The organism is Streptomyces sp. NPDC040610 (assembly GCF_055594065.1).
On sequence record NZ_JBVIXA010000002.1, the window covers coordinates 902,642 to 924,667 of the forward strand.

Annotated in this window: 20 protein-coding genes; 7 read left to right on the top strand and 13 right to left on the bottom strand. The window is 71.5% G+C overall.

The annotated features are described in order from the left end of the window. Positions 1–15 precede the first annotated feature (15 nt). Positions 16–1,005 (bottom strand): hypothetical protein, encoded by a 990-nt coding sequence (locus ACZ6AA_RS10245; RefSeq protein ID WP_471457327.1) that lies wholly within the window; start codon positions 1,003–1,005, stop codon positions 16–18. Then, positions 990–1,457, bottom strand: coding sequence for a peptidase inhibitor family I36 protein (locus ACZ6AA_RS10250; protein WP_468458382.1), 468 nt, complete (start codon positions 1,455–1,457; stop codon positions 990–992). Before ACZ6AA_RS10250 ends, ACZ6AA_RS10245 begins: the two co-directional genes overlap by 16 nt. 181 nt (positions 1,458–1,638) lie before the next feature. Between ACZ6AA_RS10250 and ACZ6AA_RS10255 the strand changes: the two genes are divergently transcribed. Continuing rightward, positions 1,639–2,634, top strand: coding sequence for an ArsR/SmtB family transcription factor (locus ACZ6AA_RS10255; RefSeq protein WP_471457329.1), 996 nt, complete (start codon positions 1,639–1,641; stop codon positions 2,632–2,634). 18 nt (positions 2,635–2,652) lie between these two features. On the opposite strand, the gene ACZ6AA_RS10260 is transcribed toward ACZ6AA_RS10255, so the two are convergent. Continuing rightward, the gene (locus ACZ6AA_RS10260; protein WP_468458386.1) at positions 2,653–3,696 is read right to left on the bottom strand and encodes an NUDIX hydrolase; all 1,044 of its coding nucleotides are present in this window, start codon (positions 3,694–3,696) and stop codon (positions 2,653–2,655) included. A 305-nt stretch (positions 3,697–4,001) separates the two neighbouring features. On the opposite strand from ACZ6AA_RS10260, the gene ACZ6AA_RS10265 reads away from it, so the two are divergent. Both ACZ6AA_RS10265 and ACZ6AA_RS10270 read left to right on the top strand, forming a co-directional pair. Then, entirely contained in the window at positions 4,002–4,391 is a 390-nt protein-coding gene (locus tag ACZ6AA_RS10265; protein WP_468458388.1) for an STAS domain-containing protein, read from the top strand. A gap of 174 nt (positions 4,392–4,565) precedes the next feature. Continuing rightward, on the top strand, positions 4,566–4,643 hold the full coding sequence (locus ACZ6AA_RS10270; RefSeq protein ID WP_375256634.1) for a 50S ribosomal protein bL37: 78 nt from the start codon (positions 4,566–4,568) through the stop codon (positions 4,641–4,643). Positions 4,644–4,707: 64 nt separating this feature from the next. On the opposite strand, the gene ACZ6AA_RS10275 is transcribed toward ACZ6AA_RS10270, so the two are convergent. From ACZ6AA_RS10275 to ACZ6AA_RS10285, 3 genes are all read right to left on the bottom strand, one after another. Then, the gene (locus tag ACZ6AA_RS10275; protein WP_468458390.1) at positions 4,708–5,637 is read right to left on the bottom strand and encodes a carbohydrate ABC transporter permease; all 930 of its coding nucleotides are present in this window, start codon (positions 5,635–5,637) and stop codon (positions 4,708–4,710) included. Continuing rightward, on the bottom strand, positions 5,634–6,548 hold the full coding sequence (locus tag ACZ6AA_RS10280) for a carbohydrate ABC transporter permease (protein ID WP_468458392.1): 915 nt from the start codon (positions 6,546–6,548) through the stop codon (positions 5,634–5,636). The genes ACZ6AA_RS10275 and ACZ6AA_RS10280 overlap by 4 nt, the downstream gene beginning before the upstream one ends. 83 nt (positions 6,549–6,631) lie before the next feature. After that, the gene (locus tag ACZ6AA_RS10285; protein ID WP_471457860.1) at positions 6,632–7,900 is read right to left on the bottom strand and encodes an ABC transporter substrate-binding protein; all 1,269 of its coding nucleotides are present in this window, start codon (positions 7,898–7,900) and stop codon (positions 6,632–6,634) included. A gap of 266 nt (positions 7,901–8,166) precedes the next feature. Here ACZ6AA_RS10285 and ACZ6AA_RS10290 point away from each other — a divergent pair, with 266 nt between their 5' ends. Continuing rightward, positions 8,167–10,248, top strand: a complete 2,082-nt coding sequence (locus tag ACZ6AA_RS10290) for an NPCBM/NEW2 domain-containing protein (protein ID WP_468458394.1) — start codon at positions 8,167–8,169, stop codon at positions 10,246–10,248. A 76-nt stretch (positions 10,249–10,324) separates the two neighbouring features. Here ACZ6AA_RS10290 and ACZ6AA_RS10295 read toward each other — a convergent pair whose 3' ends face one another. From ACZ6AA_RS10295 to ACZ6AA_RS10305, 3 genes are all read right to left on the bottom strand, one after another. Continuing rightward, positions 10,325–11,023: a GNAT family N-acetyltransferase gene (locus ACZ6AA_RS10295; protein ID WP_468458396.1), complete on the bottom strand. Its 699-nt coding sequence runs from the start codon at positions 11,021–11,023 to the stop codon at positions 10,325–10,327. Between the two features lie 128 nt (positions 11,024–11,151). Next, positions 11,152–11,961: a hypothetical protein gene (locus tag ACZ6AA_RS10300; RefSeq protein WP_471457332.1), complete on the bottom strand. Its 810-nt coding sequence runs from the start codon at positions 11,959–11,961 to the stop codon at positions 11,152–11,154. Between the two features lie 150 nt (positions 11,962–12,111). Beyond that, positions 12,112–13,083, bottom strand: a complete 972-nt coding sequence (locus tag ACZ6AA_RS10305) for an ROK family protein (protein ID WP_468458400.1) — start codon at positions 13,081–13,083, stop codon at positions 12,112–12,114. Positions 13,084–13,573: 490 nt separating this feature from the next. On the opposite strand from ACZ6AA_RS10305, the gene ACZ6AA_RS10310 reads away from it, so the two are divergent. Then, positions 13,574–14,560, top strand: a complete 987-nt coding sequence (locus ACZ6AA_RS10310) for a LacI family DNA-binding transcriptional regulator (RefSeq protein ID WP_468458547.1) — start codon at positions 13,574–13,576, stop codon at positions 14,558–14,560. A 126-nt stretch (positions 14,561–14,686) separates the two neighbouring features. Then, on the top strand, positions 14,687–15,262 hold the full coding sequence (locus ACZ6AA_RS10315; protein WP_471457334.1) for a hypothetical protein: 576 nt from the start codon (positions 14,687–14,689) through the stop codon (positions 15,260–15,262). Here the strand turns inward: ACZ6AA_RS10315 and ACZ6AA_RS10320 are convergent. The 3 genes from ACZ6AA_RS10320 to ACZ6AA_RS10330 all read right to left on the bottom strand — a co-directional run bounded on the left by ACZ6AA_RS10320 (position 15,259) and on the right by ACZ6AA_RS10330 (position 19,749). After that, the gene (locus ACZ6AA_RS10320; RefSeq protein ID WP_471457336.1) at positions 15,259–16,248 is read right to left on the bottom strand and encodes a GNAT family N-acetyltransferase; all 990 of its coding nucleotides are present in this window, start codon (positions 16,246–16,248) and stop codon (positions 15,259–15,261) included. The genes ACZ6AA_RS10315 and ACZ6AA_RS10320 overlap by 4 nt on opposite strands. A gap of 83 nt (positions 16,249–16,331) precedes the next feature. After that, the gene (locus tag ACZ6AA_RS10325) at positions 16,332–18,323 is read right to left on the bottom strand and encodes a serine/threonine-protein kinase (protein ID WP_471457338.1); all 1,992 of its coding nucleotides are present in this window, start codon (positions 18,321–18,323) and stop codon (positions 16,332–16,334) included. A 127-nt stretch (positions 18,324–18,450) separates the two neighbouring features. Beyond that, entirely contained in the window at positions 18,451–19,749 is a 1,299-nt protein-coding gene (locus ACZ6AA_RS10330) for a DUF6986 family protein (protein WP_468458408.1), read from the bottom strand. A gap of 273 nt (positions 19,750–20,022) precedes the next feature. Here ACZ6AA_RS10330 and ACZ6AA_RS10335 point away from each other — a divergent pair, with 273 nt between their 5' ends. Further along, positions 20,023–20,925 (top strand): endonuclease/exonuclease/phosphatase family protein, encoded by a 903-nt coding sequence (locus ACZ6AA_RS10335; RefSeq protein WP_468458410.1) that lies wholly within the window; start codon positions 20,023–20,025, stop codon positions 20,923–20,925. A 107-nt stretch (positions 20,926–21,032) separates the two neighbouring features. On the opposite strand, the gene ACZ6AA_RS10340 is transcribed toward ACZ6AA_RS10335, so the two are convergent. Further along, positions 21,033–21,995 carry an electron transfer flavoprotein subunit alpha/FixB family protein gene (locus ACZ6AA_RS10340; protein WP_468483210.1) on the bottom strand — a complete coding sequence of 321 codons (963 nt, stop codon included), beginning with the start codon at positions 21,993–21,995 and terminating at the stop codon, positions 21,033–21,035. Positions 21,996–22,026 lie beyond the last annotated feature (31 nt).

The window sequence follows — 22,026 nt, forward strand, 5'->3', positions numbered from 1 at the left end:
CCGTCCGACGGTGTTCTAACGGGCCGCCCGCCGGGGCTTGTCGGCGAGGACCGCCTCGGCCCTTTCCAGCGCCGCCGCCTGAATGCGCGCCAGCTCAGTGATAACCGCGCGATCCTTCTCCGGAAGGGAATGCACGAGCTTGCGCCGCGCTTCAATGGCCGACGAAGGGAGCCGTTTTGCCAAGGCGCATTCGCCGTCATCTGCGGCGACATCACGTTCGAGTGCGCGGAATTCCAAATTCTGCGCGGACTTCCTCCGATCACGTTTCTCATATGCGTCGCTCAACTTCTCGCGGGCCGCTTCGGGAGACGGGTACGCGTGCCCGCGCCCGGTCATGCAGGACCGCCAGCGGGACAGCGCGGCGACGTAGGCGGGCTGCCGGGGGACGGCCGCGTCCAGGCGGGCGTTGAGCGCCTGCGGCGTGTAGTACATGCGCGCCCAGGTGACGACGTCTCCGGCGAGCGCGGCGCGCGACTCGGCGTCACAGCCACGCCGTCCCACCTGAATCGTGCCGGTCCCCGTCCCCACGTCGGTGCGCGCGTCCCGAGGACCGGCGAAGGCCAGGTCGAAGCGGCGGCGCCGGTCCGTGTCGAGTTCGGTGTAGTACGGGGCGGGTGGCGCCTCGGACGACGGCGGCCTGGACGCGATGCCGTACCCGTGACGGCGGCGCGTGGGCAGGTCGACCAGCGCCTTCGCGTCGTCGGGCGCCGTCGGCAGGGCCGCCTTCGCCGCCGGGTAGGCGAAGCCCGCGCGCCGCATGCAGGTGTGGGTCAGCTTGTTCAGGGCCGTGTCCAGGGTCTGCTGGACCGCGGGCCAGCCCCCGGACCGGGTGACCATGTCGACGGCGTCCGCGCTCAGCCTGCCCGGGGCCGACGGACCGGCCGCCCCCGACCGGGGGGCGGCCGGCCTGTCGGGCCCGGTGGACGAGCAGCCCGACAGGCCGGCGAGCACGGCCACCGCGAGGCACACGACCCGTGGTGGCCTGCGCGTCATCGCGGCGAACACCAGTGGTTGGAGCTGATGGTGTCGTTGAACGCCGGGTCGCTGTAGCCGGTCGGCGGCGCGGCCGCGAAGTTCGGCACCGCGTCGTTGCGACCCAGGCTGTGCCACCTGCCGGTGTAGTTGGCGCTCGTCCAGAAGTAGACGGTGCACTCCGTTCCGGCGTTGGAGTAGGAGCTGATGCAGTCGTTCCAGGTGCCGCTCGCACACTGGCCCTGCCGGAAGGCCCTGTAGTCCGGGTTGTTCCCGGCGACCTGACCCCGCGCACCGCCGTAGTTGTTGTTCACCCAGAAGCAGGCGTACGTGCTGGGACACGAAGGCAGCACCTGTGCCCCGCTCTCACCCCGCGCGCCGCTCGCACCGCTTCCGCCGCTCTCCCCCGCCGAAGCCGGAGCCGCCGCGATTCCACCGAGCACCAGCGTCGCGGAAGCCGCCGCGACTCCCCAAGTCTTACGCATGTTCTCCCCTTCGACGGACGATGGTTGGAACGCCCTTTCTTCGTGCCGAAAAGAGACTGATGCATTAACCGGGCGGACTGCTACAAGTGTGCGACTGGACGCAATGTCCCTGGTATGCGGGCGCCAACCGCACCGCGACCACAGGGAAGTCGCCTGCGCTACCACAATCGGGGGATACGGAATGCTGAGGATTCATTTCACCTCGGACGATCTCGCGCGCACTCGATTCGCCGACGGACCCGATCCGATGTGGGAGTTGAGCATCAGCCTGCACCGGCTCCGGCGCCGCGACGCCTCCGTGCTCTTCGGCGCCTGGCGACGGCAGGTGGCCCCGGCGCTCCCGGCCGCCGTCCGGCTGCTCACGGCGCTCTCCCCGCTCCGCGGCTACACCTGCGACTTCCTCACCCTGCGCACCGGCGCGGGACTCCGGGCGCAGACGGAGGCCCTGCGCGCCCTGCCCCGGCACACGCTGCGCACCGACCTCCGGACCTTCGACCGCCTCAACCCCGGCCGCAGGCTGCCCTCCTGGACGACCGACCTGGCCGCGGGCTCGGCCCCCGTGCTCGGCCGCATCGCCGACACCGCCCAGGCATGCTTCGACGTCGGGCTCCAGCCGTACTGGCCGGTCATCCACGACCACGTGCGCCACGACATCGCACTGCGCTGCCGGGCCCTCGCACACGGCGGGTGGGGCGAGGTCCTCGGCGCGCTGCACCCGTCCGCCCGCTGGGACTACCCGGTCCTCACCGTGGACTTCCCCCTCGACCTCGACCTCCATCTGGCCGGGCGCGGCCTGCTGCTCCTGCCGTCCTTCTTCGGCCTCCGCCGCCCCACGACCCTCATCGACCCCACCCTGGACCCCGTCCTGGTCTACCCCATCGAACACCGCCCGGGCTGGGAGCGGCCGGGCCACACCCCGGCCGACCACCCGGCCCTCACCGCGCTGCTCGGCCGCGCCCGCGCCCAGCTCCTGGAGGCCGCGGCCGACGGCACGTTCACCACCACGGAGCTGGCCCTGCACACCGGCCTGAGCCCGTCCAACGCCAGCCGCCACCTCGCCGCGCTGCGCCATGCGGCGCTCGTCTCCAGCCGCCGCCACCGGAACACCACGCTGCACGCGGTCACGGCGCTCGGCGCGGCCCTCCTGAACGGCCGACAGCCGCTGCTGCCCGCCTGACCCAAGCGCCCGCCCGGCTCAGCCGCCCACCGGTTCCCCGGCCTCCAGGTACAGCGTCGCGCCCCGCTCGCGCGCCCGCAGCGCCCAGCGCAGTCGGGCGTAGCGGACGGGCGGGAGCATCCGGGCGGCCTCGTCCTCGGTGGCGAAGCGCCAGTCGCGCAGTTCCGGTCCCGGCAGCAGCAGCCGGCGTGCCTCGGCGCTGTCGAGGCGGCCGCCGTCGAAGAGGAAGCGCATGCCGCCGTAGCCGGGCGGCGCGGGCGGCTCCCAGTCGGCGACGAGGAGGCGCGGCGTGCCGGTGAGGCGGATGCCGGTCTCCTCGGCGACCTCGCGCACTCCGGCGTGCGCGGGCGCCTCGCCGGGCTCCACCACACCGCCGGGGAACTCCCAGCCCGCCTTGTACGTCGGATCGACCAGGAGGACCCGGTCCTGTTCGTCGAAGAGCAGCACCCCGGCGGCGAGGGTCTCGGCGGTGGGCTCGGGCGTCTGGACGATGTCGCAGACGGCGGCGGCGCCGGTGCGGACGGCCTCGGCGATGTGCTCGGCCGTCTCGGACGGCGTCAGGGCGCCGTTGTCGACGCGGTGGGCGTCCGCGCCGAGCCATGCGGCGAGCGCGGCGAAGTAGGGCTCGATGTGGTCGAAGGACCACTGGCGGACGCGCAGTTCACCGTCGGGCACGTCCGGGGGGACCTCGCGTCCGGCGATGCGCGCACGCAGGATCGTTTCGTCCGGAGCGAGCAGAACATGGCGCACGGCTATGCGGCGGGCGGCGAGGCCGCCGAATATCTCATCGCGGTACTCCTGGCGCAGCAGTGTCATCGGTACCACCAGTACGCCGCCGACCTCGGCGAGCAGCCCGGCCGCCGTGTCCACCACCAGGCGCCGCCAGATCGGCAGGTCCTGGAAGTCGCTGACCTCGGCGAGGTGCTTGGCCGGCAGCAGCTGCGGCAGCTCGCCGCCGATGACCTCAGGGTCGAAGAGTGTGCTGTTCGGGATCAGCTCGATCAGTTCCCGTGCGGCGCTGGTCTTGCCCGCACCGAACGCGCCGTTGATCCAGACGATCACGGTTCCCCCTCTTCTGTTGGCCCCCAGTGGCTTGCCCGCAACACACTGCCACGGAAACCAGCGCCTGATGAGGGTGACCGTTCTCGTATGAACAGCCAAGGCGCCTTGTCAAGCATCTTGGAGTAACTTCCCCCCATCGAGTGGCAGTGCTCTCCCGCGAATCGTTCCCGCACTCCGCGTCGCAGCCCTGCCCGATACCGTGATCCGCCAGGCACCCTGGCCCCTGGTGACCTCCTCGTTCCGGTTGCTACACGGCAGCCGCCCCCGGCCGCGCGCACTGGCCGGGGCTCGCCCTGGGGGGATTAGTGCATCAGGACAAGCTGAGCGAATTCACGTGCGAGAACCCGGAGTTACCACCCCGGGTGTACGAGGTCGGCAACGCCACCGTCGTGGAGTTGTACGGCGACATGGACCTCGTGGGGTTCCAGCGCACGCTCCCCCACCTCGACCCCGTGACGGCGGGCCCGGCCCGGGTCGTCGTGGTCGACCTGACGCGTGCCACGTTCCTGGACTGCTCCGGCCTCTCCCTGCTCATGCGGGCCCACCGCCGCCTCACCTCCCGGGGCGCCACGCTGCGGGTGGTGTGCACCGACCCCATGACCCTGCGCGTCATGGGCATCACCGGACTGAAGGCGACGCTGTCACCGGTCGCCTCGGTGCGGGAGGCGCTGGCGCAGCCCCGACTCGGCCCTTGACCGGGGCGGCCGTGGGGCTCGGGACCGCGCGCCCCTGAGCCCCGCGGCCGCGTCGCTCCCGCGAAGCGCCGGGCGGAATCGCGAGCCCCGCAGCGGTGTGAAAGGGTGGAAAACGTCGGAAAACGCTGGAAAAGAGCCCAAACGGCGCCACCCCACCCCGAGAGGAGCGCGGTCATGTCCTCGAAGCGACGCCGCAAGAAGAAGGCCCGCCGCAAGCACGCGGCCAACCACGGCAAGCGGCCGCAGTCCTGACGGCAGGCCGCCGACACCTCTGACACCGGCCCGGTGCGGTGGGGAACGCCCCGCCGCACCGGGCTCAGCCCTTGCTCGACCCCAGCGTCAGCCCCGCGATGAAGTGCCGTTGCAGCAGCAGGAAGACGAGGATCGTCGGCAGGGCCACCAGGACCGATCCCGCCGCCAGCAGGTTGTAGTCCGTGAAGAACTGGCCGCGCAGGTTGTTCAGGGACGAGGTGATCGGGAGTTTGTCGGGGTTGGAGATGAAGATCAGGGCCCAGAGGAAGTCGTTGTAGATCCATGTGAACTCGAGCGTGGCGAGGGCCGCGATCGCGGGGCGGCACAGGGGCAGGGTGATGCGCCAGAACTGGGTCCACACCCCGGCGCCGTCGACGATCGCCGCCTCCAGGATCTCCTTGGGCAGCGTGCGCATGAAATTGGACAGGACGAAGACGCAGAAACCCACCTGGAAGCCGATGTTGACAAGGATGACGGCCCAGTACGAGTCGTAGAGGGTCATCGAGTCGGACATCCACCAGGGCAGGTCGATCTTCAGGAACAACACATAGAGCGGCGTGACCAGGACCTGCGGCGGCAGCAGGTTGCCCGCGGTGAAGAACATCAGCAGGGCGAGGCTGCCGCGGACGTTGATGCGGGCGACGGCGAACGCGACGAACGCGGCAAGGAAGAGCGTGACGATCACCGCGGGGACGGCGATGATCAACGTATTCATGAAGTACTTGCCCATACCGGATTCGGTGTAGGCCTCGCGGTAGTAGTCGAAGGACAGCTTCTTCGGGAACGAGAAGTAGCCGTGCTGGGCCGTCTCCTCGTACGGGCGCAGGCTGGCGTAGACGGCAAGCAGCAGCGGCGCGAGGAAGGCGAGCGACACCGCGGACAGGAAGATGTGGGCGCCGTAGCGGCCGCGGCGCGGGCGTCGGGGCGGTCCGGACTCCCGCGCGGGCGGGGCGGATCGGCCGGGGCGGGCGGTGGCACGGATGTCCGCGGTCATTTCTCGCGCGCTCCTCTCAGCTCCTGGACCAGGAACGTCACGATGAATCCCAGCGAGACGCCGAGCAGGACCACGGCGATGGCGGAGCCGAATCCGATGCGGCTCGCCTCGCCGATGATGTTGTCGGTGATGAGCACGGAGAGCAGTTCGAGGCCGTTGCGGCCCTTGTTCACCGCGTACACGATGTCGAAGGCGCGCAGCGCCTCGATGACGGTGATGACGCCGACGATGACATTCACCGGGCGAAGCGTCGGGAGAGTGACGCGGAAGAACGTCTGGCGTTCGTTCGCGCCGTCGATGGCCGCCGCTTCCTTCAGGGCCGGGTCGACGGATTTCAGTCCGGCCAGATAGAGGATCATGACGTAGCCGGTGTGCCGCCAGCTCGCGGCCAGCATCATCATCCACAGGTTGATGTCGGAGTCGCCGAGCCAGTCCACGGGATCGTGGGGGTCGTCGAGGATCGTGTTGACGACGCCCTGGTCGGTGCCGAGCAGGAGCTGCGCCATGAAGCCGACGACGGCGAGGGACAGCACGACCGGCATGTAGAGCACGGACTGGTAGAAGCGGCTGAAGCGGATGCCGCGGTCGATGAGGACGGCGAGGAAGAGCCCGAAGGGCGTCGCGACCAGGCCGAGGAAGGCGATCCACAGCAGGTTGTGGCGGACCGCCGGCCAGAACGCGGGGTAGTCCTGGACCAGGTTCTCGTAGTTGTCGCCGCCCACCCAGTGGATGTCGCCGATGCCGTCCCAGGAGGTGAAGGACAGGCCGACGGAGGCCAGGGCCGGGCCCCAGACGATGACGATGTCCAGCAGAATCGGGATGCCCAGAAGCACGCCGAGCACGGCGATGTCACGGCGTGTGAAGCGCCGCGCCGCCCTTCGTCCGGCGCGCCGCGCGGTTTTCTGCGGCACGGGGTGCGGTCCTCTCGAATCAGCTCACGCATGTGCTCAGGAATCAACGCTCGGTTCGGCTCACCGCTCCGGTTCCGGCCGGGTCAGCTCACGGAGTCGGAGAAGATGTCCTTCTTCTGCCGTTCGATGCTGTTGACGAGCCCGTCGACGTCCTTCGGGTCGTCGATGAAGTCCTGCAACGCCTTGATCATCACGGTCTGCGCGAAATCGGGGCGGGTATCGCGGTCGAGGAACTGCGAGATGTGCTTGGCCTTGGAGACGAGTTCGGCGGACTTCTTCTGCAGCGCACTGTATTTCGCGGTGTCGGCGCCGTCGTTGACCGCCACGTTGTTGGGGTCGCCCTTGAGATAGACGTCCTCGGCCTCGGCGGTGCCGAGCCAGGCGAGCAGATCCTTGGCACCTTCCACGTTTCTGGACTTCTTGGCGATGAGGAATCCGTCGATGGGCGCCTCCACCGCGTCCTGTCCGAACCGCGGGTCGATCTCGGGGAACGCGAAGAAGTCGATGTCGTCGCGCTCGTTCTCCGGGAACTGGGAGCCGGGGTGCGGCATGCCGAAGACGGCCATGCCGGTCTTGCGCTGCTGGAGGCCCTGCCCCGCCTCCTCCCAGGTCCGGCCGAGGGCGCCCTTCTGGTAGTACGGCATGAGCTCGCGCCACAGGTCGAAGACCTTCTTCACCTTCTGGTCGGTCCACGCCTCCTCGCCCGCCATCAGGCTCTGGTGGAAGTCGTATCCGTTCAGGCGCATGTTGATGTAGTCGAAGGTGCCCATGGCGGGCCAGCCGTCCTTGTCGCAGAAGGCGACCGGGGTGCCGTCCTTGTGCATCTTCTTGGCCAGCGCGATGAACTGGTCCCAGTTCTTGGCCTGTTCGTAGCCCTGCTTCTCGAAGAGGCTCTTCCGGTGGAATACGGCCCACGGGTAGTAGTAGTACGGCACGAAGTACTGCTTGCCGTCGTGGGTCGACTGCTCCTTCAGCGCGGGCGAGAAGCCCTTGAAGTCCTTCCAGACATCGCTGATGTCGATGAGCAGGCCCTTTTCGGCGAAGTACTGCATGCGGTAACCGGCGAACCACATGAAGACGTTGTCCGGTGAACCCTGGAGATAGCGCGTGATGTTCTGCTGGAATTCGTTGTGCTCTGCGGTGTTGACCTTGACCTTCTTGTCGCTCTGCTTCTCGTACGCGGCGAAGGCCGCGGCGAACGCCTTCTTCGGCACGGCGTCCGAGGCGTTGGAGCCCACCGTGACTTCGTTCTTGTTGCCGCCGGGCCCGTCACCACAGGCGGTGAGCAGCGCGGGAAGCGTGACCGCCCCGGCGCCGACGGCCGCACCGCGCAGGAGACTCCGCCGGGACATCGGATGTCCGGCCCCACTGCGCGGGGTCGGTGGACCGGTGAACGATGACTGCGTCATGTCCCCTCCTCGGGGTGCAACCGAACACAACCGAACGCGAGGATTGGATCTCACTCCCACCAGTCCCCGCCGTCAAGGGTTTTGACGGGGACGGCCCGAACCGTTACCGCTCCTCTTCCAACAGAGTTCAACACGCCCTACCGTAAGCGCGCACGAGTGACACGTACACGAAGACATCCCATCTTCCGCGAGTACGGAGGAACGTCACGATGCGTCACCTTTCCAGCCGCACCATCCCCCGAAGAGTGGTCGGGTCGCTCGCCGCGGCGCTGCTCTGCGCGGCCGGGCTCGCGGCGCCCGCCGTCGCCCGCGACGCCCCGGGCGCGGGCACCGCTCGGTCTCCCCAAGCGGACGGCGCCCAGGCCCGGGGCAGCGAGGGCCCCCGGCTGCCGGGCGGCCTCGCGCTCACCCCGCCGATGGGCTTCAACAACTGGAACGCCACGCACTGCCGCGCCGACTTCGACGAGTCCATGGTCAAGGGGATCGCCGACATCTTCGTCGAGAAGGGCCTCAAGGCCGCGGGGTACGAGTACGTCAACCTCGACGACTGCTGGGCGCTGCCGCAGCGCGACGCCGCCGGCAAGCTGGTGCCCGACCCCAAGCGGTTCCCCGGCGGCATCAAGGCGGTCGCCGACTACGTCCACTCCAAGGGGCTGAAGCTCGGCATCTACACCAGCGCGGGCACGAAGACCTGCAACTCGGCGGGCTTCCCCGGCGCGCTCGGCCATGAGCGCAGCGACGCCCAGCAGTTCGCCGACTGGGGCGTCGACTACCTCAAGTACGACAACTGCAATAACCAGGGCGTGGACGCCAAGAAGCGCTACATCGCCATGCGGGACGCCCTGAAGGCGGCGTCGGAGACGACGGGCCGCCCGATCGTCTACAGCATCTGCGAATGGGGGGAGAACAAGCCCTGGGAGTGGGCCGCCGACGTCGGTCACCTGTGGCGCACCACGGGCGACATCAGCGACAACTGGGGCTCGATGCTCTCCATCATGAAACAGAACCTGCCGCTCGCGCAGCACGCGGGACCCGGCCGCTGGAACGACCCCGACATGCTGGAGGTCGGCAACGGCGGCATGACGGCCACCGAGTACCGCACCCACTTCTCCATGTGGTCGATCATGGCCGCGCCGCTGCTCATCGGCTCCGACCTGCGCAAGGTCTCCCCCGAGACCTTCGACATCCTCGGCAACAAGGAAGTCATCGCCGTCGACCAGGACCCGCTGGGCAAGCAGGGCCACGTCGTCTCCTCCGACGGCGGGCGCTGGGTCGTCGCCAAGGAGATGAAGGACGGCAGCCGGGCCGTCGCCCTGTTCAACGAGACCGGCAGCCCGAAGACCATCTCCACGACCGCGAAGGCCGTGGGCCTGCCCGCCGCCGACGGCTACTCCCTGCGCGACCTGTGGAAGCACGAGAGCTACAACGTCGCGGGCACCATCTCCGCGACCGTGCCCGCGCACGGCACGGTCCTCGTCCGGGTCTCGGCCGACGACCAGTGGCAGCACAAGCCGCCCGCCGTCGACGTCGGCTCCGCCGCCGACCCGCTGGTGGAGGCGGGCAAGGCCGAGAAACTGCTCACCAAGGTCGCCAACCGGGGCAGCACCGACGCGCGCGACGTCCGCGTCTCCCTCACCGGCCCCTCCGGCTGGCGCCTCAGGGCGACCTCCCCGACCCGCGCGTCCGCCCTCCGCACGGGTGAGACCCTCGGCACGTCATGGCAGGTGACGGCGCCCCGGGACGCCGAGCCCGGCACGTACACCCTTGATCTGAAGGCGAGCCACCGCGCCCCCGGCGGCGGCCGCGTCCAGCTCGAACTGCCGCTGACGGCCAAGGTCGTGGTGGCTCCGCCCGCGGGTGACACCGCGCTCAGCGGCCTGCCGTGGCTGTCCACCACCAACGGCTGGGGCCCCGTCGAGAAGGACACCAGCAACGGCGAGAGCGCGGCGGGCGACGGCAAGCCGCTCACCATCGGCGGCAAGGTGTACGCCAAGGGGCTCGGCGTGCACGCGGAGAGCACCGTCGAGTACTACGCGGGCGGAACCTGCGAGAAGCTGACCGCCCAGGTCGGCGTCGACGACGAGAAGCCCGACAAAGGCACCGTCGCCTTCCAGATCTGGGCCGACGGCGAACTTGCCGCGTCCACCGGCGTCCTCACCACCGCCGACCCCGCCAAGCCGCTCTCGGCCGACGTGCGCGGCGCCGAGGTGATCCGCCTCGTCGTCACGGACGGCGGCGACGGCATCGACTCGGACCACGCGGACTGGGCGGAGCCGGTGCTGGGCTGCTGAGTTCGCGCCCGCCCGGGCCCGAGCACAGCCTGGGCCCGGCCCTGTCTCGACGACTCGGCCGGGCCCGCACCGCAAGTCACGGGGTGCGGAAGCCGCGGAAGGTCACCGACTTGCGGCTCTCGAACCCGAGCCGCTCATAGAGGGCGATGGCGCCGGTGTTCGCCTCGGCCACGTGCAGGAACGGCCGCTCGCCCCGGGCGAGAATGCGCTCGACCAGCGCGAGCACCAGGCGGGCGGCGTGGCCCTGGCCGCGTGCCTCGGGCGTCGTGCACACGGCGCTTATCTCCGTCCAGCCGGGCGGCCGCAGCCGCTCGCCCGCCATCGCCACCAGGCGTCCTTGGGCGCGGATGCCGAGATAGGTGCCGAGTTCACAGGTGCGAGGCCAGAACGGCCCTGGTGCGGCCCGCGCGACGAGGTCGAGCATCTCCGGCACGTCCTGCGCCCCCAGCTCCAGGATCTCGACGTCGGCGGCAGGACGTGGAGCACCGAGCCGACGGCCGGGCCACAGCATCTGCCGCCCCTCCAGCTCGAAGACCGGCTCCCAGTCCGACGGCGGGAGCGCCGGGCTGCTGAACATGTCTGCGAAGCCGCCGCTGCCGAGCAAGCGCGCCAGATCGGCCCAGTCCGTCGAGTCGGGCTCGGCCGGCACCGCGCAGAACGTCGCGACATCCGGCAGGTACGTGGCTGCCTGCCCGCACCGTCGAGCCAACTCTGAGTGCTGCCCGAGCAGCGACTGGGCCACGGGATGATCGAGCACGGCGGCATCATTGGTCACCTGCCTGATCCTCGCATCCCGACCTTCCCCGGCGGCACGGAGGTCGGCCGCACGGCCCGATCCGTGACCGACCAAGGCCCCGGCGGGCCGGAGCGCAGTCGGCGGGGCCTTCGGGCGAGATGCGAAGGTCAGGTCCGGTTGCGCCGACGCACGCGGGGCGCGTCGCGGTACCTCACCCGCCGAGGGGCGTCGCGGGACCCCACCCGCCGTGGCGGAGTCCTCTTCACGGCCTGGGCTTCGGCCCTTCTGCCGGAGCGACGCTGCCAGAACTCGTCGATCGTCACCCAGGCGACGATCAGACCCAACACCGCACCCATGAAGGCAAGCACCGCGACCGCATCGTCTTTGGCGCGCCGAGCGGTGTGCGCCGCCGCCGCGCCGACGCGAACTGTCTGCACGAAAGGCGGTTTCTCGAAGAGCACGTTGTTCGTGTCGCGGTAGTACGCCGTGACCGTCAGAGCGAGCGTCATGGTACCCGTCGCGGACGGCTTCACGATCCACCGCCATTTCGCTTTGTCATCGGGCGTGAGGACGTTCTGCCGCTCGGAGGAGAGCGCCGTGCATGTGACACCCGCACCGCTGCAGTGCAGCTTGACGCCCATGAGCGTGCCGACCTGCAGCTCACCCGTGCGCTGCGACTCCTTGCGCTCACCCCGCGATCCGGCGACGCGGAACCCTTGCACTTCCGCACGGAATTCAAAGGCTCGACCGGTCTTCGCCATACGCACACGCGTGTAGTCGATTCTCCCGTCGAACATCTCCTTGCGGCTCTCGATGATTTCCCGCCCGTAGAGAGCCTGGCTTTCCGGGTCGTCACCCCGGATCGGCCCGCTCGCACACGAAGTGACCAGAAAAGCGACGAGCGCGACACCGACCGCCCAGGCGACCGCCCGAGGCGCTGTTACTCTTTTCCGGCTCGGATTCTTCTGCGCTGCCATCTTGATCGCCTGACGCTCCCCCCGTTGGCAGCATCGTGCCGCAACCGGGCACGAGCCGCTGGCCGTTCACACGGCATCGGCGAGATTTGGCCAGTCTCGGCGCTCCGGCGGTGACCCTCCGGAGCCACTGAGCTCCGCTGCGACCGGGACTCAGCGATTGGCCACGGGGCGCAGCTGTCCGACCGTCGCGTCGGGGAACGCCCGCAGCGCCGCCGCGGCCGCGCCCACCAGGCCCGCGTCGGTGCCCATCAGGGCGGGGGCCACGGTCAGGCCGCCGACGAACGACAGCGTGGCGTAGTCGTGCAGGGCGCGGCGCAGCGGTGCGAACAGGAGGTCGCCCGCCATCGCGACGCCGCCGCCGATCACCGCGATGTCGATCTCGACGAGCGTGGCCGTGGCGGCGATGCCCGCGGCGAGGGCCTTCGCCGCGCGTTCGAAGGAGGCGAGGGCGACCGGGTCGCCCGCGCGGGCCGCACGGGCCACCGCGGCGGCGGAGGTGTCGCCGTCGGGCCCGGGGAGCCAGCCGTTCGCCAGGGCGCGCCGGGCGATGTTCGGGCCGCTGGCGATCCGCTCGACGCAGCCGCGCCCCCCGCAGGGGCAGGGGTCGCCGTCGAGGTCCACGCTGATGTGTCCGATGTGGCCCGCGTTGCCGGTGGGGCCGGGGTGCAGGGAGCCGTCCAGGATCAGGCCGCCGCCGACGCCGGTGGAGACGACCATGCACAGCGCGTTGTCGTGGCCGCGTGCGGCGCCCTGCCAGTGCTCGGCGGCCGTCATCGCGACGCCGTCGCCCACCAGCTCGACGGGCCGGCCGTCGGCGGCGGCGCGCACCCGCTCCACGAGGGGGTAGCCGCGCCAGCCAGGGACGTTGACCGGGCTGACCGTGCCCGCGGTGGCGTCGACCGGACCGGCGCTGCCGATGCCGACCGCGCGGACGAGGCCCCATGGCTCACCGGCCGTCAGCTCGCCGATCACCTCTTCGACCGCGCGCATCACGGTGTCGCCGTCCTCGCGCGCGGGCGTCGGCCGCTGGGCGCGCAGCAGGATCCGGCCCTGGCCGTCCACCAGGGCTCCGGCGATCTTGGTGCCGCCGATGTCGAGTGCGGCGACGAGGTCCGTGGGCATCAGTGTCAGATCTCCTGGTGAAAGGGCAGGCCGGAGAGTGCGGTGCATAGTCTCTCGTGCATCTGACAACGTTGTCCAGGTCCTATGCTCGGCGCCACATGCGGGGCACACGCATGCGACCGCGTGCGCACGGCCCCGGGCGGCGGGGATGCGGACCCCGGTGGGCGGAAGCGTACGACCTTCGATGGATAGTGGACCTCACGTGAGCCCGTACACAGCTCGACGTACCCGAGCCGAAGTACCGAGGGCGCGGTACAGAGGTCCGGGTACGGAGATCGCAGTACCGAGGTGGAAGTACAGAGGTGGAAATCTGAACTTCCGCACGTGAAGCATCAACGTTACGCAGACTGAGATCCGCACCAGTGGACGACAGACAGGACAGCGCACCGTGGCAGAGACCGCCCGCACCCCCGTCTCCCGCCTCCGTACGGACGGGAGCACTTCGGTCGGGACCGCGGACCCCAAGAGCCGTTACGGCAACCGGCCGACCATGAAGGACGTCGCCGCGCGCGCGGGCGTGGGCCTGAAGACGGTGTCGCGCGTCGTGAACGGCGAGCCCGGTGTCACGCCCGACACCGAACGCCGTGTCCAGGAGGCCATCGAGGCGCTGGGTTTCCGGCGCAACGACAGCGCGCGGGTGCTGCGCAAGGGCCGTACGGCGAGCATCGGCCTGGTCCTGGAGGATCTGGCCGACCCGTTCTACGGGCCGCTGAGCCGGGCCGTGGAGGAGGTCGCCCGCGCGCACGGGGCGCTGCTCATCAACGGCTCCAGCGCCGAGGACCCGGACCGCGAGCAGGAGTTGGTGCTGGCGCTGTGCGCGCGCCGGGTGGACGGGCTCGTGGTCATTCCGGCGGGCGACGACCACCGCTATCTGGAGCCGGAGATCGCCGCCGGTGTCGCCACGGTGTTCGTCGACCGGCCGCCGGGGCGGATCGACGCCGACGTGGTGCTCTCCGACAGCTTCGGGGGCGCGCGTGACGGGGTGGCACACCTGGTCGCCCACGGTCATCGCCGGATCGGCTTCATCGGTGACCAGCCGCGGATCCACACCGCGATAGAGCGGCTGCGCGGCTACCGCGCGGCGATGGCGGAGGCGGACATCGACGTCGACGAGTCCTGGGTGTCGCTCGGCCCCACGGACCCCGAGCGGGTCCGGCGCGCGGCCGAGTCGATGCTGTCGGGCCCCTCCCCCGTCACCGCCGTCTTCGCGGGCAACAACCGAGTGACGGTCACGGTCGTACGTGTCCTCGCGGGCCTCCCCCGCCCCGTGGCCCTCGTCGGCTTCGACGACATCGAGCTGGCCGACCTGCTGAGCCCCGGTGTGACCGTGGTCGCCCAGGACGCGGCCCAGCTGGGGCGCACGGCGGCGGAGCGGCTGTTCCGCCAGCTCGACGGCGCCTCGGACGCGCCGGAGCGCATCGAGCTGCCGACGCGGCTGATCACGCGCGGGTCGGGGGAACTGCGGCCCGCCGACTGAGGGCGGGCGCGGCGCGGACGGCCCGCGAAGGTGCGGCGGCCGCAGCCCACGACCTTCGCGGCGTCCGCCACGTCGGGGCCGTCCCATCCCACGAGCAGCAATGTCTCCCGGTCCCGCGCGGAGAGCGTGCCGAGCGCCTGCCGCAGATGCAGTACGCCGACGACGTCCCCCGCGTGGTCGGGCCCGGGGCGGGTCGACGCCGCCGATGCGGGCGGTGAGCCGCTCTCCCCGCCGGTCGCCGCACCGCTGGTTGGCCAGCACGCGGCGGGCCACGGCGTACAGCCACGGAAGTGCCTCGCCCGCGGCCGGCGGCACCTCGGAGAAGCGCCGCCGCGTGACGAGGAAGGTCTTGGCGGCCACGTCGCCCGCCGCCTCGTGCTCGACCCTGCGCGCCACGAACCGCAGCACGTGCTCGTACTGCGCCTCGTACTGCGCCTCGTACTGCGCCTCGTACTGCGCCTCGTACTGCGCCTCGAAGAGTTCCTTGAAGCGTTCCTCGTCGCGGCCACCGACGTCGTCGTCCCGGTCACCCCCGTCGTACCGGCGCTCCCGGTGGGCGTGCTCGTCCTGCTGGTCCTGCTCGTCCCGGTTGTCCCCCCTCCCCGCACGCCGTCCCCTCCTCGCGCGGCCTGCCCTCCTGTCTCTTCATGCCTCTTCATGTCCGGCACGGGCGGCGGGGTTACAGGTCCCGGGCGGGTCTAACGGGGCGTGGGCAGGGTGACTTCCCAGGTGTCCACGGCGTAGTGCAGGGCGAGGCCGTGGGCCGTGTACAGGTTCAGGGCGCCGGTGGCGTTCTCGGTGTCGACGCCGAGGCCTATGGTGTCGCGGCCACGGGCGGCGTACACGGCGAAGGAGTGCCGCAGCAGATGACCGGCGATGCCCCGGCCGCGGGAGGGCTCGCGCACGCCGAGGTAGGGGATCCAGGCCATGGCCGCGCGGTCGTCGCGGGTCACGGCGACGGCGACGTCACCCGCCCCGTCGAGGGAGGCGATCCAGACGAGGGACCAGTCCATGCCCTCGCCCAGGTCGTCCAGCCACTGCTGGTAGGTGCGTGCCTGGTGGTCGTGGTGGCCGACGAAGGTCTCCTGGACCAGGGCGTGGGCGCGTCGCCGGTCGACCTCCGCCTCGCAGGCGCGCAGGGTCAGGCCGGGCGGTGGGGTCGGGGCGGGGTCGGCGGCCCGGGAGAGCGGGCGGGTCAGGACGTGGTAACGCCGGACGGTGTGCCAGCCGCGCCGGGTGAGCGTCGCCCGGTCGAGGCTGGGGCGGGTGTTGAGGCCGAGGTGGACGACCGCGCGGGTCGCGCCGTTCTCGGCGGCACGTTCGACGGCACGGGTCTCGATGGCGGCGAGCAGGCGCTCGCCCGCGTCCTGGTGGTCGGGCAGGACGTAGTGGTCGGCGTCGATGCGGTCGGCGCCGGAGTCGTCCCAGAGGAGTCCGTACGCGACCAGGTGTCCGTGGTGGAAGGCCAGCCAGGAGTTGCGGGCGAGGTCGGCCTCGGGGTGGATCAGGTCGACCTCGACGACGCCCAGGTCGGTCTCCGCGTGCCCGAGCTCCAGGATGTCGATGGCGTTGAGCATGCGGCAGATCTCGGCCGCGTCCTCGGGGGTCGCGGGGCGTACGGTCAGGTCGTCCCCGTCGGCCGAGGCGTCCGGGCGGATCGGGGCTTCCGTGGGCGTCAACTCGTCCATCCGGCAAGGGTCCGCGCCTCCGCGAGGTCCGCGCAAACGGATTATTCACGGCGTGCCCGGCCCTCAGGCCGGGCGGTCCCCCATCAGCAGGTCGGCAGCCCCGGCAGCGGCTTGTCGTTGTCGCCGCCCCGGATGTACACGTCGCTCACGAACACATTCGTGTTGCCGCTGTCGTCGTCCGTCTTCGCCCACCAGACGTTGGTCCACTCGCCGTGCGTCTCGCGACGGCCGAGGTTCTGCTGGCAGTAGAAGTAGTTGGTGCCCGCGTTGAGGACGCCCGCCTCGGCGCCCGACGCCTGGTACGACTTCGCGGTCCGCCACACCGAGCAGTTGTACTTGCCGCCGCCCGCGGGATGGCACGCGGGCTCCTCGTCGCCGCCGGAGGAACCGCCGGACGTACCGCTCTTCGGCGGCTTGGACGACTCCTTGGGGCGGGCGTCGGTCTTGTCGCCGGAGTCGGACCCGGAACCGGAGCCGGAGTCGTCGTCCGACTCCCCGTCGCCCTTCTTGCCGTCGCCGTCCCGGTCGTCCTTGCCCGCCTTGTCGGGGCGTTCGGCGTCCTTGGAGGGCTTCTGCTTCTTGTCCCCCTGCTTCGAGGGCTTCGAGCCGTCCAGGTCCAGCGCGCCCCGGCTCGCGTCCGAGCCCGGCTCGGCCGTGCCCCCGGCCTCCTGCGCGTCCTGTGCGTCCTGTGCGTCCCGCGCCTGGTCCTTCTTGTCGTCCCCGCCGGACAGCACGGCCACGGTCACGCCCGTCACCGCGAGGACCACCGCCACGGCCGCGGCGGCGAGCAGGGCCTTGCCGCGGCGCGGTCGGCCCGCCCGCGCGGCACGCCGACCGGAGGGCTCCGGAGCGGGCGCGGGTATGGATCCCGCGGGCGCCGCACCCGGCACGCCGAACGCCGCGGGCTCCCCGGGCGCCCCCGGCCCCCCGTGCCCCACGGCCCCGCCGACCCCACCAGGAGGCGGGCCGAACCCGGGCGGCGGCGCGGTCGGCACATGGCGCACCGTGGGCTCGCGCTCCCCGCCCCCGACGCCCTGGGACGACGACTCCGCGTACCCGAGAGGCCCGGTCGCACCATGAGGGCCGCCCACTCCAGGAGGGCCACCCGCCCCCACAGGCCCGGCAGCCCCAAGAGGCCCAGTGGCCCCCACATCCCCCGATCCCCCGCCAACAGCCCCCGCAGCACTCCCCGCCCCCGGCGCACCCTCCGAGATCGACTCCCCCGCAGCCACCTGCTCCAGCAACAGCCGCGCGCCCTCCGCGTCCGGCCGTGCCTGCGGGTCCTTGTCCATGAGGAGTCGCAGCACCGGCATGAGCGTGCCCGCGCGCAGCGGCACGGGCAGGGGCTCGACAACGATCGCGGTGAGCGTGGACCACGTGGACGTGCGGCGGAACGGCGAGGCGCCCTCGACGGCCGCGTACAGCGTGGCGCCGAGCGCCCAGACGTCCGAGGCGGGTCCCGGCTCCTGGCCCTGGGCGCGCTCGGGTGCCAAGTAGTCCAGGGAGCCGACGAGTTCGCCGCTGCGGGTGAGGTGGGTGGCCGAGCCGTCGCCGGGGTCCTCCATGGTGGCGATGCCGAAGTCGGTGAGGACGACGCGGCCGCCGGTGCCGAGGAGGATGTTGCCGGGCTTCACGTCGCGGTGCAGGACGCCGACCTGGTGCGCGGCGGCGAGCGCGGCCATGACCTTGGCGCCGATGGCCGCGGCCTCGCGCGGGTCGAGCGTGCCCCGGTCGCGCAGGACGTCGTCCAGGGAGGGGCCGTCGACCAGCTCCATGACGATCAGCGGCCGTCCGTCGACCTCCGTGACGTCGTGCACGGCGACGACTCCGGGGTGGCGCACCCGGGCCGCCGCGCGGGCCTCGCGCTGCATGCGCAGCCGCAGGTCGGCCAGTTCGGGCCCGGCGGTGTCGGTGTAGGTGCGCAGTTCCTTGACCGCGACCTCGCGGTGCAGCACCTCGTCGAGGGCGCGCCACACCACGCCCATGCCGCCGCGCCCGAGCTGCGCGAGAACGCGATACCGCCCGGCGAGGACGCGGCCGATCCCGTCCGTCTGTCCCTGTTCCCCCGAAGACACCGCTGCCCCGTCCCTGTGATCCCTGTGCCGCCGTCGTGCTGATGTGCTGTGTGGCGTACAGAGTACGGGGCAGGAGTGACAGCCGGTGCGGGACGTCTCACGCCGCCCGCAGGACGCCCGCGCGGCCTCACTTCGCCGACGGCGTCAGGTCCCCCCGACGCGGCCCCGCGTACACCTGGAGCCCCGCGAGGGTCAGGCCGGTGAGCCGGGTGACCTCGGCGGTGTCGAGCGCCCCGCAGTCCAGGCCGCGCAGCAGGTACCCGGCGAGGGCCTTGGCGGTGGCGGGCTCGTCGGCGATGTCCCCGCCGGTCCGGTTGGCGTAGGCGGCGAGGCGGGCGGCGGCCTGCTCGAAGCCCTCGCGGTAGAAGGCGAAGACGGCCGCGTACCGCGTGGGGATGTGGCCGGGGTGCATGTCCCAGCCCTGGTAGTAGGCGCGGGCCAGGGCGCGCCGGGTGAGGCCGTAGTGCAGCCGCCACGCGTCGTGGACCTTCGCGGTCGGGCCCACCGGCAGCACGTTGGTGGAGCCGTCGGAGACGCGCACGCCGGTGCCCGCGGCGGCGACCTGCATGACGGCCTTGGCGTGGTCGGCGGCGGGGTGGTCGCTGGCCTGGTAGGCGGCGGAGACGCCGAGGCAGGCGCTGTAGTCGAAGGTGCCGTAGTGCAGGCCGGTGGCGCGGCCCTCGGCGGCGTCGATCATGCGGGCGACGGCGGCGGTGCCGTCGGCGGCGAGGATGGACTGGCTGGTCTCGATCTGGATCTCGAAGCCGATCCGCCCTGCGGCGAGGCCGCGGGCCTTCTCGAACTCCTCCAGGAGCCGCACCATCGCGGTGACCTGCTCGGCGTAGGTCACCTTGGGCAGGGTCAGGACGAGGCCGTCGGGCAGCCCGCCCGCCTCCATGAGGCCGGAGAGGAAGACGTCGAGGGTGCGGATGCCCCGGTCGCGCACCGGCGCCTCCATGCACTTCATGCGGATGCCCATGTACGGAGCGGCCGTGCCGTTCGCGTAGGCCTCGGCGATCAGACGGGCCGCGCGGGCGGCGTGGGTGTCCTCGTCGGCGTCGGTGCGCCCGCCGTAGCCGTCCTCGAAGTCGACGCGCAGGTCCTCGACGGGTTCGCGCTCCAGCTTGGCGCGCACGCGCGCGTAGACGGGCTCGGCGAGTTCGTCGGCGAGGCCGAGGACGGCGGCGAAGGACGCGGCGTCGGGGGCGTGCTCGTCGAGGGCGGCGAGGGCGCGGTCGCCCCAGTCGCGGATGGTGTCGGCGGCGAAGGCCTCACCGGGTACGTACACGGTGTGCACGGGCTGGCGGGTGCCGGGGTCTCCCGGGTACCGGCGTTCGAGCTCCGCGTCGACCGGCGCGAGCGAGGCGCTGATGCCTTCGCTGACCGCACCTGCGAGGCTCGTGGACACCTTCTCCTGCTGACCCATCCGTGCACCCTCCACTGTTCAGTGACCCACACCGGTACTCAGTGACTCACACCCACGGCCCCATCGACCGTGTTTCCGTCTGACGGAATTGAACATCCGCATACTGAAGTTATCCGTGTACCTTCCCGCTGGTCAACACCTTCTCGCGTGCCGGTCCCCGCGTGTTCACGCGTGTCTCAGATGGTGCTTCCACACTCCCGTGGGCGCACTCCACGCTGACCGTGGCCCGACCGCGACCGAACGCACCATCCGCGACCCCACGAAGGAGAACGCGTGCCGACCGACAACCGAGTGACCCGCCGCTCCGGCCTGCGGACGGCGGCCGCGGCCGCCGCCGTCACGGTCCCGCTGCTCGCGACCGCCCTGGCCGCGTCGCCCGCCCGCGCGGTGGAGCGCCCGGGCCGCCGCCTGGAGGTGATGTCGTTCAACCTGCGCTACGCGGGGACGACCCCGCCGAACACCTGGGCCGACCGCCGCCCCGTCACGCGGGAGCTGCTGCGGCGCGCCCGCCCGCACGTCGTGGGCACCCAGGAGGGGCTGTACCAGCAGGTGCAGGACATCGCCGAGGACCTGGGGCAGCACTACGCGTGGATCGGCACGGGCCGCGCGGGCGGCAGCCGCGACGAGTTCATGACGGTCTTCTACGACACGCGCAGGCTGCTGCCCGTCGCCTACGACCACTTCTGGCTCTCCGACACCCCGGACGTGATCGGCTCCAACACCTGGGGTGGCGGCTCGATCCGCATGGTGACCTGGGTCCGCTTCCTGGACCGGCGCACGGACGGCGAGCTGTACGTCCTCAACACCCATCTGGACAACGCGAGTCAGTACGCGCGCACGCGCGCCGCGCACCTGATCACCGACCGGATGGCGACCCTCGACCGGTCGCTGCCGCTGATCGTCACCGGCGACTTCAACGTCGCGGCCCACAAGAACCCGGTGTACGAGACGATGCTGAACGCCGGGCTCGTCGACACCTGGGACGCGGCGGACGAGCGCAGCAAGCAGTACGCGACGTTCCACGGCTACAAGCCGCTCGTGCCGGACGGCGACCGCATCGACTGGATCCTGGCGACGCCGGGCGCCCGGGTGCACACGGCCGCCATCAACACCTTCTCGCTCGGCGGGCAGTTCCCGAGCGACCACCTGCCGGTGCAGGCGAGCCTGACGCTGTGACGCGCGAGGCCCCCGCGTCCGCGCACGGCGGAAGCGGGGGCCTCGTCCGGCCTCGGCCGCGGGCCGCCGGAAGAGCCGGTGACCCGGCGCTCCCCGACCCGACGGGCTCAGCCCTTGCGCGACTTGACCTCGTCGGTCAGCTGCGGGACGACCTCGAAGAGGTCTCCGACCACGCCGTAGTCGACCAGGTCGAAGATCGGGGCCTCGGCGTCCTTGTTGATGGCCACGATGGTCTTCGACGTCTGCATGCCGGCGCGGTGCTGGATGGCGCCGGAGATGCCGGAGGCGATGTACAGCTGCGGCGACACGGACTTGCCGGTCTGGCCGACCTGGTTGGAGTGCGGGTACCAACCGGCGTCGACGGCGGCGCGCGAGGCGCCGACGGCGGCACCGAGCGAGTCGGCGAGCGCCTCGATGATCGCGAAGTTCTCGGCGCCGTTGACACCGCGGCCGCCGGAGACGACGATCGCGGCCTCGGTCAGCTCGGGGCGGCCCGTGGACTCGCGCGGGGTGCGCGCGGTGACCTTGGTGCCGGTGGCCTGGGCCGAGAACGACACGGTCAGGGCCTCGACGGTGCCCGCGGCCGGGGCGGCCTCGACCGGCGCCGAGTTCGGCTTCACGGTGATGACCGGGGTGCCCTTGGAGATGCGGGACTTGGTGGTGAACGCGGCCGCGAACACGGACTGCGTGGCCACCGGACCCTCGTCACCGGCCTCCAGGTCGATGGCGTCGGTGATGATGCCGGACTCGATCCGGACCGCGAGGCGGGCCGCGATCTCCTTGCCCTCGGCGGACGACGGCACCAGCACGGCGGCCGGGGACACGGCGTCGTAGGCGGCCTGGAGCGCGTCCACCTTCGGTACGACCAGGTAGTCGGCGAACTCGGGGGCGTCGGCGGTGAGGACCTTCACCGCGCCGTGCTCGGCGAGCGTGGCGGCGGTGGCCTCGGCGCCGGAGCCGAGCGCGACGGCGACGGGCTCGCCGATGCGGCGTGCCAGCGTGAGCAGCTCGAGGGTGGGCTTGCGGACGGCGCCGTCGACGTGATCGACGTAGACGAGAACTTCAGCCATGGGACTTCAATCTCCTGCGATTACGAAGAAG